The sequence below is a fragment of the Aurantibacter sp. UH7 genome (assembly GCF_056839165.1).
This window is the reverse complement of the sequence record NZ_CM166388.1, coordinates 195,395-209,028: the sequence shown is the minus strand read 5'-3', so window position 1 is coordinate 209,028 and position 13,634 is coordinate 195,395. Positions and strand designations below refer to the sequence as shown.

At 35.0% G+C, this 13,634-nt stretch carries 12 protein-coding genes and 1 tRNA gene; 6 read left to right on the top strand and 7 right to left on the bottom strand.

Going from position 1 to position 13,634, the window contains the following annotated elements:
* Positions 1–1,446: a SusD/RagB family nutrient-binding outer membrane lipoprotein gene (locus UH7x_RS00980; RefSeq protein ID WP_482361857.1), complete on the top strand. Its 1,446-nt coding sequence runs from the start codon at positions 1–3 to the stop codon at positions 1,444–1,446.
* Between the two features lie 327 nt (positions 1,447–1,773).
* On the opposite strand, the gene UH7x_RS00975 is transcribed toward UH7x_RS00980, so the two are convergent.
* From UH7x_RS00975 to UH7x_RS00950, 6 genes are all read right to left on the bottom strand, one after another.
* Complete coding sequence (locus UH7x_RS00975; RefSeq protein WP_482361856.1) at positions 1,774–2,094, bottom strand: DUF3817 domain-containing protein; 321 nt, start codon at positions 2,092–2,094, stop codon at positions 1,774–1,776.
* Positions 2,095–2,559 (bottom strand): hypothetical protein, encoded by a 465-nt coding sequence (locus UH7x_RS00970; protein WP_482361855.1) that lies wholly within the window; start codon positions 2,557–2,559, stop codon positions 2,095–2,097.
* Positions 2,560–2,628: 69 nt separating this feature from the next.
* The gene (locus tag UH7x_RS00965) at positions 2,629–3,537 is read right to left on the bottom strand and encodes a helix-turn-helix domain-containing protein (RefSeq protein WP_482361854.1); all 909 of its coding nucleotides are present in this window, start codon (positions 3,535–3,537) and stop codon (positions 2,629–2,631) included.
* A gap of 705 nt (positions 3,538–4,242) precedes the next feature.
* The gene (locus tag UH7x_RS00960; protein ID WP_482361853.1) at positions 4,243–4,860 is read right to left on the bottom strand and encodes a DUF2306 domain-containing protein; all 618 of its coding nucleotides are present in this window, start codon (positions 4,858–4,860) and stop codon (positions 4,243–4,245) included.
* A 50-nt stretch (positions 4,861–4,910) separates the two neighbouring features.
* Positions 4,911–5,336: a hypothetical protein gene (locus tag UH7x_RS00955; protein WP_482361852.1), complete on the bottom strand. Its 426-nt coding sequence runs from the start codon at positions 5,334–5,336 to the stop codon at positions 4,911–4,913.
* A gap of 525 nt (positions 5,337–5,861) precedes the next feature.
* A tRNA-Pro gene (locus tag UH7x_RS00950) sits at positions 5,862–5,935 on the bottom strand.
* Between the two features lie 393 nt (positions 5,936–6,328).
* Here UH7x_RS00950 and UH7x_RS00945 point away from each other — a divergent pair.
* The 4 genes from UH7x_RS00945 to galK all read left to right on the top strand — a co-directional run bounded on the left by UH7x_RS00945 (position 6,329) and on the right by galK (position 11,606).
* On the top strand, positions 6,329–7,666 hold the full coding sequence (locus UH7x_RS00945; RefSeq protein ID WP_482361851.1) for a Gfo/Idh/MocA family protein: 1,338 nt from the start codon (positions 6,329–6,331) through the stop codon (positions 7,664–7,666).
* Between the two features lie 13 nt (positions 7,667–7,679).
* A complete protein-coding gene (locus UH7x_RS00940) occupies positions 7,680–9,251 on the top strand; it encodes an arylsulfatase (protein WP_482361850.1) in 1,572 nt (523 codons plus the stop codon).
* A gap of 72 nt (positions 9,252–9,323) precedes the next feature.
* Entirely contained in the window at positions 9,324–10,469 is a 1,146-nt protein-coding gene (locus tag UH7x_RS00935) for a formylglycine-generating enzyme family protein (protein WP_482361849.1), read from the top strand.
* Between the two features lie 3 nt (positions 10,470–10,472).
* A complete protein-coding gene (gene galK / locus UH7x_RS00930; RefSeq protein ID WP_482361848.1) occupies positions 10,473–11,606 on the top strand; it encodes a galactokinase in 1,134 nt (377 codons plus the stop codon).
* A gap of 5 nt (positions 11,607–11,611) precedes the next feature.
* Here the strand turns inward: galK and UH7x_RS00925 are convergent, their stop codons facing one another.
* The gene (locus UH7x_RS00925) at positions 11,612–12,313 is read right to left on the bottom strand and encodes a LytR/AlgR family response regulator transcription factor (protein WP_482361847.1); all 702 of its coding nucleotides are present in this window, start codon (positions 12,311–12,313) and stop codon (positions 11,612–11,614) included.
* A 298-nt stretch (positions 12,314–12,611) separates the two neighbouring features.
* Between UH7x_RS00925 and trxB the strand changes: the two genes are divergently transcribed.
* Entirely contained in the window at positions 12,612–13,580 is a 969-nt protein-coding gene (trxB, locus tag UH7x_RS00920; RefSeq protein WP_482361846.1) for a thioredoxin-disulfide reductase, read from the top strand.
* Positions 13,581–13,634 lie beyond the last annotated feature (54 nt).

The following is a 13,634-nucleotide window of genomic DNA, read 5'->3' as shown; positions in this document are numbered from 1 at the left end:
ATGAAAAATATACAATTCCTAATAATTACTATCGTAGGTCTCTTTTTTATAGGCTGTACTGATGATTTTGAAACGATTAATGAAAACCCGAATTCACCAGAATCGGTGAGTCCAGAGTTTTTATTGAGCAATGTTATTGTTGCTGAACTTAATGAAAACACATACAACCAAGGCCTTAGGCTTAATAATTATATGTCGCAATTTGTAGCGAGCGTTGAATTTGAACGTATTGATAGATATGAATTGGGTGGAAATAGTGGCTACTGGAATTTAATATACGGCCTGTTAGCTGACCTAGAATCAATGAAAAGTTTAGATGGTTATAATGATGCTTATGATGGTGTAGCTATAATACTGCGAAGCTATTTATATTCACAATTAACAGATCTCTGGGGTGATATTCCATATTCGGAGGCCGTGAAGTTTGGTGCGCTTAATTTCACTCCTGTTTATGATACACAAGAAAGTATTTATACAGCTGCAGAAACTGGTATTTTGGCACAATTGGAGTTAGCAGCATCAAAATTACAAAACACATCTGAAAGCATTCGTGGTGATGTCATGTTCAATAACGACCTTGTTAAATGGGTCCGATTTGCAAATTCTTTACAAGTTAGATATCGCTTGCGAATAGCCAAACGAACTGCAGATTTTAGTAAATTACAGGCACTTGCAGATTCAGATTTGTTAATGCAATCTAATGAAGATAATGCGGTATTACCTTATCTACCATCTGCTCCCAACCAGTTTCCACTTTTTAGTGCTGCATTAGGAATATACCAAGAATTACGAATGACTACCACCGTAGAAACAATTCTTAAAGCATGGGATGATCCTCGAATTGCAGTGTTTTACAAACCCACTAGCGCAAGTGTTAGTGCTGGAACCCCTGAATACAAAGGACTTCAAAATGGACAAAGTAGAGAGACTATTAGTTTAAATGACATTAACCTAAATGATGTTTCATTGATGTCGGATAGATTTCGGACTATTGCCGATGGGGTAGATGCGCAAATTATGATTTATTCAGAAGTCCAATTTGCATTAGCTGAAGCGGTTATACGAGGATATATTACTGGTGATGCAGAACTGTATTATCAGAACGGAATTCAATCGCATTATGAATATTATAACATCGAAGTGCCGGCTGATTATTTTACTAGAGCGGCTATCGTTCTTGACGGTGCAACTGATGAAAATTTAGAAAAGATTTTAACTCAAAAATGGTTGAGTCTTTTTATGATTGGTCATGAGGCTTGGTTTAATATTCGTCGCACGGGAATACCCGCATTAACTGCTGGTCCAGATAATTTAAATAATGACCAGTATCCTTCCCGTTATTTGTATCCAGAATCTGAACAAGCTGCAAACAAAGAAAATTATGAAGCCGCCGTTGCTCGTATTGGCGGTGATCATATAAACGTAAAAAGTTGGTGGGAAAAGTGATTCTTGAATGATTAAGAGGTAGCCTTTTAAATTTTGTGTTGAGATTTATATAAAATACCTTTATGTATCTTTAGAGAATTGGACTAGGGCTTTTCATAGGACACAATGTTACCCACTGGCTTTATCCGAGCTCTTTGCAGTTTATTCCTTCAATTTCAAGGTTAAAACATACTATTTCAACAATATCTATTTTGCTCTCAATCCGTAAGATTTTGTCGCAGTCTTCCAAGTCAAAATTCCATCTGCTCTGAGGAATAATAGAACGAAGTATAGAGTTCACAAACCTAACGTCATTCTGGTTGATTGAAGTCTTAAAAACATAAACATTCATTGACCGAGTTTTTTGTGCAAGGGTTTAAGAATCTTACTATCAATGTAAAATGTTCCAAACGGAATAATACAAGCTAATAGAACTTTCCAAGTCCTCTGTTTGAATTTCCAATTTTGCTCCGTTCCTACACTTATCGTGTTCATAAGGAACAAGAGGAAAAGAATTCCGTGAACTGGTCCTAAAATAGAGGATAGTGTTGTAATTCCGTAAAACCGTTTTAGAGGAACTGAAACAAAGACTAAAATGAGTAGCGAAATTCCTTCTATAATTGCCAACAAACGCAATCTTCCGATATTTGAATTTAGAAATGTCTTCATCTAAAATATTCTTATATATGGTCTATTTGCCAAGGGTGAAAATGGCCAAGGAATGGCTATGAATATGATAATAAGTGCAATTGTAAACCACAAAAGGATTGTCTTAAATTTTCCCAAATCAGTGGCTTTTCGTTTTGCTTTTGCAGAACCAATTGTGATAAGCACAATAGCAACAACCATTAAGGCAAAGTGGAAAAGCCCAAAAAAGGTCAAATACCGATTAGAAATGGAAGTTTTGAAGTTGGCAAAGTAGTATTGAACAAGAGGACTTTTCATATAAACGAGAATGCCCAAAATAAGTTGAATGTGTGCAATGGTCGCAGTCCAATGACGAACTTTGTTATCCCAAAACGAAAAACTGCCTTTTGTAAAATAACCTCTACCTGCCCGAAATATGGCATAAACCAATGAGAGTAGAACAAGCCATCTGAAAATAGAATGAAGAATTAGTACAGTTGAATACATACGCCATGAATTTGTTAAGGCAAAGGTCTATATTCAGTTCATCTTCAATTAGAAATTTTTATGCTTTGATTAGGAGTTTTCAATCATTTCTCGAAATTCCGTTGGAGATACATATTCTCTTTTTTTGAAAAACCTTGTGAAATATGAAGGGTCTAAATAACCCATTTCATAGGAAATCTCACTTATCGATAGGTTTGATTGGTACAATAAATACTTAATTTCAATGAGTTTGATTTCGTCAATAATTTTAGACGCTGATTTTGCGGTAATTGACTTCACAGATTTATTCAAGTGGTTTGGACTTACGTTCATAATACGTGCAAAGTCTGCTACTTTTAGGTTTTCTTTTACCTTGGCGTTAACCAAGGTTCTAAATTGAGTGGTAATCTGATATGAAGCTCCTTGTTTTACTACATTGCTTTCATCAACAAGTATCTTCAATTCCGATAGCAATGTGTACAGATAAGCATGAATAATATTTGGGTTAGTATCATTTTCAAATTCAGTAGCTAACCTTTTGAAGATATTCAAAATCGCAGACTTTGAACTTTCTTTTATGTCAATAATTGGGTAGTTTCCTGCGTTAAGAAACTCAAAATCTGAAATAAGAGAACGATTGCCAAATTTTCCGATAAGTGTGTTTGGGTGAAAGTGGCAAGTAAAGCCTTTTACATTTTTGATTATCTGTTCAACAGAAAAAACTACACCTGCTTGAATCGTTAAAACTTGATTTGGCTTTATTTCATATTCCTTAAATCCAATTTTCGTTTTGTATGAACCTTCGGTTACAAAAATAAACGTGTGACTTTCTTCTTTTGAAGGCAAAATAGGTTTAAGCACTCCTGAAATTAAGTCTTCAATTCGTAGACAAAAGAAATCAATTATGCTTTTCTTAAACAGTTCGTCAAGTCTCGAATTGTCGTTGAAGTATTCTTTTCTGAATCCCTCCGAATCGTATGTTTTGATTTTGGTCTTCATTTTATAGCATGGACGAATTGTTTTTTAGCTTGTGGGTAACGCAGCGCTATGGGTAGTTCGTCGTTTTTTTATGGAAATATAGTAAAATCCAACAACGATGTAACGGGAAAATTACTAATTATGAATTTGGATCCCGATTTCATCATTTATCAAGTAGCCCCGTTTTTTTTACGGGGCGTGACTTGTGGATTTTGAGGTATTGAGAATAAAAAAACGACAACCGTCCCGAAGCTTCGGGAGCGAATAGCGACTTGATATGTTAGTGCCTCCGACTAGCTTAGCGAGAGGAAGGCAAAAAAAGCCGTAGCGGCGTACTTGGCAAATAAGCACTTATTTTAGATTAGGCTAGCAAGCCGCTCCCGAAGCTTCGGGACTGCGATGATGTAGCATTTCCAAAAGACCTAGCGACAGCTGCGTGCGCAGTGTGCGAGTAGGAGCGGGGGCAAAACGAGATGAAGGGATTTTGGTCGACGCAGGCGTCACGAGTGAAGCGAACATATGAATACTTTTAAAAACAATAAAAATGATATGAATAATGCTACATCATCGTGTTTGCGTATGATTTCGTTGCGCGTTTCAGCAAATACAAACCGAATAGAAAATCCGTGAGGATTTTGGTAAGTAGGCGAGTACTAGCAATAAACTATACACTGTGTTCGCAACTGGCTATATCGTAAATGCTATTCTATGTTATTAAACTTAACTCTAAATAGGTCTAGATTTGGTGCTTTTTTTTCTTACAATGAAATATGCAACAACGATATTTGGAACCCAACATAACCAAGCAACTATACTGTATGCACCAGTGATTTCACCCATTATACTTGTTAGTATAGGAAGCCAAACCCTTAAAGTTACTGCAGCAAAGCAAGCAGCAAAACTAAAAACCATAATTTTTTCGTGTAATTCAACATTACCTTTTTTAATTGCTTTGAAACCTAATATAGTTGTGCTTAACCAGATTACTCCTAAAGAGAAAAAGCCAAGTGCACTAATAATTCCGCCAGTTGCGTATAATGCAATAAAAAGACCACAAATTCCACTAATTAAAACAGAAACTACATATGTTTTTCCAATTGTTCTATGTAATTTAATATTCTTTCTTCTCAGCTTGTGACTAAACTGTAACCATCCAATTAATAAAGCAATTCCACCGAGAATTATATGTCCATAAAATCCGATATTCCATAAATTATCACTTAATAGTTCAGTTGACTTTGATGACAATAGCCCAAATTTTCTGTCAATTAAAAAGTATATAATTGGATACAGCCCAATAAGTGTGGACAAAATTCCTACTGTTATCCAAGAAACTTTTTTCATATTTTTAATAGTTACTCTTAAATGTCAAGTTTGTTGCCAACTGGCATTGTTTAATAAATTGCAAATAATGTACCGATGATAAAACTAATAATGGCTTCTTTTATTGATAATTTTTTAGAGCTAAAAGTATCAGTATATGCAATATATATTGCAGTTAATCCAAATATTAGAAAGATTATCATTAGATATTTATTATGTTGATTATTAGATATTCCTAACCAATTGAAAAGGATTTCTTCAATTACAGAGTGACCAAATAAAGCCAATGCTAGATTCGCTTTAGCAGGATTTATAAAGAGAAGAACACCAGCAATTAAAAGAATTATAGAAATAATAACTGGCGAGAAGCTCATTAAATATTCAATATCAAAATAACTTTCAAGTTTATAAGTCAGTTTTGAGTTAACAATAAAATTAGTCGAATAAACTATCGAAAATATTGAAAATATTACTCCTATGATTTTATTAAATTTCATTTGAAAAAAATAGTTTTGTTCTTCAGCTTATTGCCAACAATTGGCTATGCGTACCTTGGTACGCATATTTTTTTTAGTTATACTAATCTAGGGGATTTTTAATCAAATTAAAAGTATTTAGGTCTACATGGCTAGCCATAATAAAATTTACTGGTTATCAATATCTTTTATCGTGATTTACAGAATCCTAATATACCCTCGTTGCAAATAGTAAAATGAAGGTTAACACCTTCTCATTTTTTGTTTCCAATCGCTAACATCAGTATGGAAAAGGATTTACAGAATCTTAATGAACTCTCCTTGCAAATAGTAAAATGAAGGTTAACACCTTCTCATTTTTTGTTTCCAATCGCTAACATGAGTGGGGAAAAGGATTTGTAGAATCCTAATAAACCCTCGTTGCAAATAGTAAAATGAAGGTTAACACCTTCTCATTTTTTGTTTCCAATCGCTAACATAAACCTTGTTTATGACGCTTTTGAAAACAAAAAATGAACTGCTTTCACAGTTCATTTTCGTATTCAGTCGGGATGACAGGATTTGAACCTGCGACCACTCGACCCCCAGCCGAGTGCGCTACCGGACTGCGCTACATCCCGAAAATTTATTTTTGTACTAATTCTTATAAACGCTCAAATTTGGATTGCAAAAATAGAAAAGTCAAGTAGAAATTTTACTTTTTTAGTAAATTAAATATTCAAGAATATATACCTTAAATTCTAGCTTTGTTTATAACCTAATAAAAAGAAGCATGACTACGTATTAAGTCAATATTGTTATTCAGATTATTTCTTTAGACTACTTTTTGGTTGGTAGCGAGCCTACTACCTAAGGTCTGTTTGCAAGTCATATAAATGTATCTTGATAAAAGCGTATTGCTTGATTGCGAATAATAGTTATATCACCTTAAAGTATTATTCATTCTTTACATTTTATCGTATATTCATGCCTCTTTACTAGATTTTATTAAAATACATAGAAAACCTTATACGATGAATGACCAAAACTCCAACAGCCCTAAAGGGACTAATTCAAGACGAACTTTTGTGAAAAATTCAGCCCTTTTATCAGGTGCTGTTATAATGCCTTCAATGCAGTTTAACTCTATTTTTAATACTGCGAATAATAAAAAATTAAAAATTGCTCTTGTAGGCTGTGGCGGTAGGGGTACTGGTGCTGCAATACAAGCTTTAACTGCAGATGATAATGTAGAATTGGTGGCAATGGCCGATGCTTTTGAAGATCGTTTACGAAGTAGCCTTGCGAATATCACCAAAGAAATGGGAGAAAGCAAGAAAGTTAATGTGCCGAAGAAAAATCAATTTGTTGGTTTTGATGCCGCGCAAAAAGCGATGGATTTAGGAGATGTGGTACTATTGGCAACACCTCCAGGTTTTCGCCCTCAACATTTCGAATATGCTGTGAATAATGGAAAACATGTATTTATGGAAAAACCAGTTGCAACTGATGTTCCTGGGGTTAGAAAAGTACTTGCAGCGGCAAAAAAAGCAAAAGAAAATAAATTGAATGTTGTTGTTGGTTTACAACGTCATTATCAAGATAGTTATTTAGCAGCCATAGATCAACTTAAACAAGATAAGATTGGAAAGATAGTTTCTGGTCAGGTGTATTGGAACAGTGCCGGCGTATGGGTTAGAGAAAGACAACCAGGTCAATCGGAGCTTGAATATCAAATGCGTAACTGGTACTATTTCAATTGGTTATGTGGTGACCATATTTTGGAACAACACATACATAATATAGATGTAGCAAACTGGTTTGTTGGTGAATACCCAATATCAGCGCAAGGTATGGGCGGTAGACAAGTTCGTACGGGTAAGGATACAGGAGAAATTTTTGATCATCACTTTGTAGAGTATACATACCCAAGTGGTGCTGTAATTGCGAGTCAATGTAGACATCAGCCAGATACTATGCGTCGTGTTTCAGAATTTTTTCAAGGAACTAAAGGAACCGTTTCTACAGCTGGTGATAGAGCGGAATTGAAAGACTGGAGTGGTAATACAATTTTTGAACACCGTGGTAAAGATGATCCAAATCCATATCAAGTTGAACATGTAAAATTGTTTGAGTCCATTAGAAATGGTGGGGTAATCGCCAATGCAGAAAATGGTGCTAAGAGTACTATGAGTGCAATTATAGGTAGAATGGCAACATATTCTGGGAAAGTAATTAATTGGGAAGAGGCGATGCAATCTGAGTTGAAATTAGTACCTGATGCATTAACTTGGGAGTCTCCCGCGCCAGTTACACCAAACGCTGATGGCACCTATATAATACCTACGCCAGGTAAATCTATTGTAATGTAAATTTTATTTATAAATGAATATTACGAAATCAATTTTGTCCCTGCTTTTGGCGGGGACATTTCTTTTAGGTTGTAAAGAAAGTTCAAAAAATACCCCAGTAGTAGCTGAAATACAAAAACCAAATATCATCTATATTTTGGCTGATGATTTGGGTTATGCCGAGATTGGTGCGTATGGCCAAGAAAAAATAGAAACACCAAATATTGATGCACTTGCTAAAACGGGAATGCTTTTTACACAGCATTATACAAGTGCTCCGGTTTGTGCCCCAGCCAGGCATATGCTTTTAACTGGAAAGCATGCAGGACATGCCTATATTAGAAGTAATTCTGAATGGAAAGAACGCGGCGATGTGTGGAATTATGTTGCTATGGCAAAAGATTCTACCCTTGAAGGCCAAGGTCCAATGCCCGAATCAACTATAACAATCGCAGATCGTTTAAAAGAAGTTGGGTATACAACTGGTATAGTAGGTAAATGGGGATTAGGTGCTCCACAAACGCATTCGGTGCCGAACGATATGGGTTTTGATTTTTTCTATGGATATAATTGCCAAAGACAGGCACATACATACTATCCGCTGCATTTGTATAAAAATAGAAATCGCGTTCATTTAGCAAATGATACGGTTGCGCCACATTCTGTATTGCCAAAGGGTGCAGATCCTTATGACATAAATAACTATTCGGATTTTACATTAACTGATTATACGCCAGATTTAATGTTTAAAGAAATAACGCAGTTTGTTGATACAAATAAAGCTAAACCATTTTTTATGTACTGGGCAACACCAATACCACATGTAGCCTTGCAAGCTCCACAACGTTGGGTAGATTATTACATTAAAAAATTTGGAGATGAGGAACCATATCTTGCAGATAATGGATATTTACCTCATAGAAATCCACATGCTGCTTATGCTGCCATGGTTTCTTATTTAGACGAGAATATTGGTAAGTTGGTTCAGCAACTAAAAGATGAAGGTATTTATGATAATACATTAATTGTTTTTACTTCGGATAATGGTCCAAGTTATGCAGGTGGTGCAGATCCCGTTTATTTTGAAAGTGCAAAACCTTTTGAAGGACAATATGGTAGGGGTAAAGGATTTTTATATGAAGGGGGAATTAGAGTGCCTATGATTGCCTCTTGGCCTGCTAAAATTCAACCAGAATCTATTAGTGATAAAATTTCAGTGCATTATGATATGCTGGCTACATTTACTGATATAGCAGGTTATACAAATTCTTTTGAAACCGATGGAATAAGCCTATTGCCAACATTTTTATCCGAAGAAAAACAGAACGAGCATGAATTTTTATATTGGGAGTTTCCAAGTTATGGAGGTCAAGTTGCTATGCGTATGGGAGATTGGAAGGTTGTTCGCCAAAACTTAAAATCTAAAGAAAAACCAACTATTGAATTATATAATTTAAATGAGGATCCTTTAGAACAACGTAATGTAGCAACTCAACATCCAGAAATATTGAAAAAGGCATCAGAAATATTTTTAAAAGAAAGAGATAAACCCGAATTAGATAGTTTTGCAATTCCATTAATAGACAATGGATTATTGAACGAATGAATTCGAAAATCTTAAGTATATTTTCTAAAGTATTAAGTAAATTGCTGCCACAATTAAAAGGATAAAAAAAGAATGCGACTTTATAAATATATAATAGTAATTGTTTTAGTAGGATTAGCTTTTCAATGCAAAGATGTTAAGAAATCTGAAGCAGCAAAACTTGAAAATACAGAAACGAAAAAGATATCAGAAGCGCCAAAAGTTCCAGTAGAACCAATTAAGGAACTTCCAAAAGATACAAAGGTTCCTGAAGGAATGGTATGGATAGCTGGAGCAAATTTTTCACAAGGAGCCGTTGCTAAAGATAAAATGGCAATGGGCCACGAAAGTCCAAATTTCAAAGTAGCCGTAGATGGATTCTTTATCGATGTTACGGAAGTAACTAATGCACAATTTTCCAAATTTGTGAAGGAAACTGGCTATTTGACAGTGGCTGAGCGTGAACTGGATTGGGAAGAAATGAAAAAACAATTACCTGCAGGTACGCCAAAACCTCATGATAGTATTATGCAACCTGGATCACTAACTTTTAAAAAAGCCAAAAGTTCAGTTGCTAACTTATATGATTTCTCACAATGGTGGAATTGGACGATAGGTGCAAATTGGAAACATCCGAATGGACCAGATAGTTCTATAAAAGGATTGGATAATAATCCGGTGGTTCATATTGCTTATGAAGATGCAATGGCTTATTGTGAGTGGATAGGACATAGGCTGCCAACGGAAGCTGAATGGGAACTTGCTGCAAGGGGCAATAATCCTGATAGAATATTTACCTGGGGCGATGATACTTCGATATTAGCAAAACAAGCAAATTCTTGGGAAGGTGAATTTCCGGTTTCGAATACAAAGTCAGACGGATTTGAAGCTAGATCACCAGTGAAAACATATCCGCCAAATGATAACGGTTTATATGATATGGCTGGTAATGTATGGGAGTGGACAAGCGATTGGTATAACACTAACTATTATAATGAGGTTGCTAAACAAGGCAGCGAAATTTATAATCCTCAAGGAGCTGCTAGTGCTTTTAATGATCGTGACCCCTATGCTAAAGAAAAAGTGATGAAAGGTGGGTCATTTTTATGCAACGCTTCATACTGTGCTAGTTATCGAATTTCTGCTCGTATGGCTACAAGTCTTGATTCGTCACTAGAACATTTGGGTTTCAGAACAGTGACAACCCCAGCTATGATTGCAAATAAAAAGAAAAACTAGTCTATGGAATTCCTAAATAATTTCAAATCAGAATTAACTGTTGAATCTCCTGGTCGTATTAATTTAATTGGTGAGCATACGGATTATAACATGGGTTTTGTGCTTCCTACTGCAATCGAAAAAAAAATTATTTTTCAATTTAGTAAGAATGGTTCCCCAAATAAATGTCAAGTATATAGTACCACTTTTGATACTGGTTTTGAGTTAGATTTAAATGCAATTGAAAAGAGTACAATTGAATGGGAGAATTACATCCTAGGTGTACTGAATGAAATTTCAAAACGAACAAATAAATTAGAAGGTTTTAATTGCACTATTGAAAGTAATTTACCTACCGGTTCTGGTTTAAGTTCTTCAGCTGCTCTTGAATGTGGATTAGTTTTTGGTCTGAATGATCTTTTTGACTTAGGACTTACGAAAATGGAAATGGTGAAATTATCTCAAATTGCAGAACATACGTATGCTGGTACTCAATGTGGAATTATGGATCAGTTTGCATCTGTAATGAGTGAAGAAGGACATATGTTATTATTGGATTGTCGTTCGTTAGAATACCAACCTATTCCTATCAATCTTAATCCGTATAAAATAATTTTACTAAACACAAAGGTTTCACACAACTTGGCGACAAGCGAGTATAATACTCGAAAGAATGAGTGTGAAGAAGGTGTTGCTATTTTAAAAGAAGACTATTCTGAAGTTAATGCACTTCGCGATGTTACCATTGAAATGCTAAATAGCGTAAAAGACAGAATTTCTGAAACTGTTTATAATCGTTGTTCATTTATAATCGCCGAAAATGAGCGGGTTCATAAAATGGCAAAAGCCTTAGCGGAAAATAATTTAGAAATGGTTGGCCAAATACTTTATGAAGCCCATGAAGGTATTAGTAAACTTTATGAAGTAAGTTGTCCAGAATCTGACTTTCTAGTAGACTTTTCAAAAGCAAATGATTTTGTTCTAGGGGCGAGACAAACAGGTGGTGGCTTTGGTGGTTGTACACTTAATATTGTACATGAAAATGCCGTTGATGATTTTGTAATAACAGCAACAAAAGCGTATAAAGATAAGTTTAGTATAGCATTAGATGCTTTTGAAGTTAAACCAAGTTCAGGAACAATTAGTTATAGGAATTAACTAAGTTAAGCTGCGCCTAATGCTTCTTTAAGTTCAGATTTTCTTTTTCTACTTAAAGGTAATCTTTCACCACAAAGCTCTACCGAGTTACTGTTGAATTTGTCAACCTTATGTAGGTTTACAATATAAGATTTGTGTATTCTTAGGAAATCGTCTTCTGGTAATTTTTGAGAAAATGATTTCATAGAAGATAACACTAATATGCTAGAATCATTAAGGTTAAGACGTACATAATCGCCTAAAGCTTCTACCCATTTTATTTCAGTAAGTTTGACTTTGATTTTTTGAAGACTACTTTTTACAAAAATATGCCGGTCATCTTCCTCAGGCTTAACTTTATTTGCAGAAGCATTAAGGGTTTTTTTGACCGCAATATTAAATCGAGCAGAATCAATAGGTTTAAGTAAGTAATCAGTTACATTAAAATCAAAAGCCCTTAATGCGTAGCTAGGATCAGAACTTATTAAAACTACTTGTGGGGTGTGTTCCATTGAGCTTAATAAATCAAACCCATTTACGAGAGGCATTTCAACATCAAGAAAGATAACATCAATCTCATTGCTTTTTACATTCTTTAATACTTCAACACCATTTCGGTATTCAGCAACTAACTCAAGATTCGGATGATTGTTTATAAGTTTGGCAACAATGGTTCGCTGTATCTCGGAATCATCTACGACTATACTCCTCAATTTTCTATCAGTCATGATTGGCTATGTTCGTTAATTTTTTCGTTTTCGTCTGTTAGAATATCTTTTTCAAAAATCCTGCCAAACCTATTAAAACTTTAAAATTGGGGGAACAACTTTATATTAATCCAAAAATTTATTGAAACTTAATATTTAGTATAGTTCGATTTAAATTCAGATTTAACTTCCAAACAACATCAAGTCCTACAACTTATGTAATCCGAACTATGAACAAATGTACCGAAAACTTTTGATAATTAAAATGTAAGGTTTTTTGCAAATCACCTACTTTTGTATTAGCATTAAATTAAACAACATGTCAGATAATATAGAAAGAGTAAAATGTTTGATTATCGGTTCGGGCCCTGCAGGTTATACTGCCGCAATTTACGCTGCCCGAGCTAATATGTCTCCAGTACTGTACCAGGGTACACAACCTGGCGGGCAATTGACGACTACAAATGAAGTTGAGAATTATCCAGGTTATCCTGATGGGATTACGGGACCAGAAATGATGATGGAGTTTCAGAAGCAAGCGGAGCGCTTTAATACAGATGTTCGCGATGGCTGGGTGACCAAAGTTGATTTCTCAGGACCTATTCACAAAGTATGGGTAAATGAGACAAAAGAGATTCATTGCGATACTGTAATTATCTCTACAGGTGCAACTGCAAAATATCTAGGATTACCTTCTGAGCAAAAATATTTAAACTTAGGGGGTGGAGTTTCTGCTTGTGCCGTTTGTGATGGTTTCTTTTATAAAAATCAAGATGTGGTTTTAGTAGGGGCAGGTGATTCTGCAGCCGAAGAAGCACATTATCTTTCTAAGCTTTGTAACAAGGTAACAATGTTGGTTCGCCGTGATGCTTTTAGAGCATCTAAAATTATGGAAGCTAGAGTACGTAATACAGAAAACATCGAAATTTTATTCAATACTGAAACGGATGAGGTTTTGGGAGATGGACAAGTAGTTACTGGTGTGCGTGCTAAAAATAAAGTTACAGGCGAGAAAATAGATATTCCAGCAACTGGATTTTTTGTTGCTATTGGTCATAAGCCAAATACAGATATTTTTAAGGATTATCTGGATTTAGACGAAACCGGTTATATTATAAAAACACCAGGCACAGCTAAAACCAATGTAGAAGGCGTTTTTGTTTCTGGTGATGCTGCAGATCATGTATATCGTCAGGCAATTACGGCGGCGGGTACAGGTTGTATGGCAGCTTTAGATGCTGAGCGCTATTTGGCTTCTAAAGAAGTTCCTGAAGAAAAGGTTGTTTAAACTTCAATTTATATTATAAAAAAAGCCCTGTTGTTTAACAGGGCTTTTTTGTTT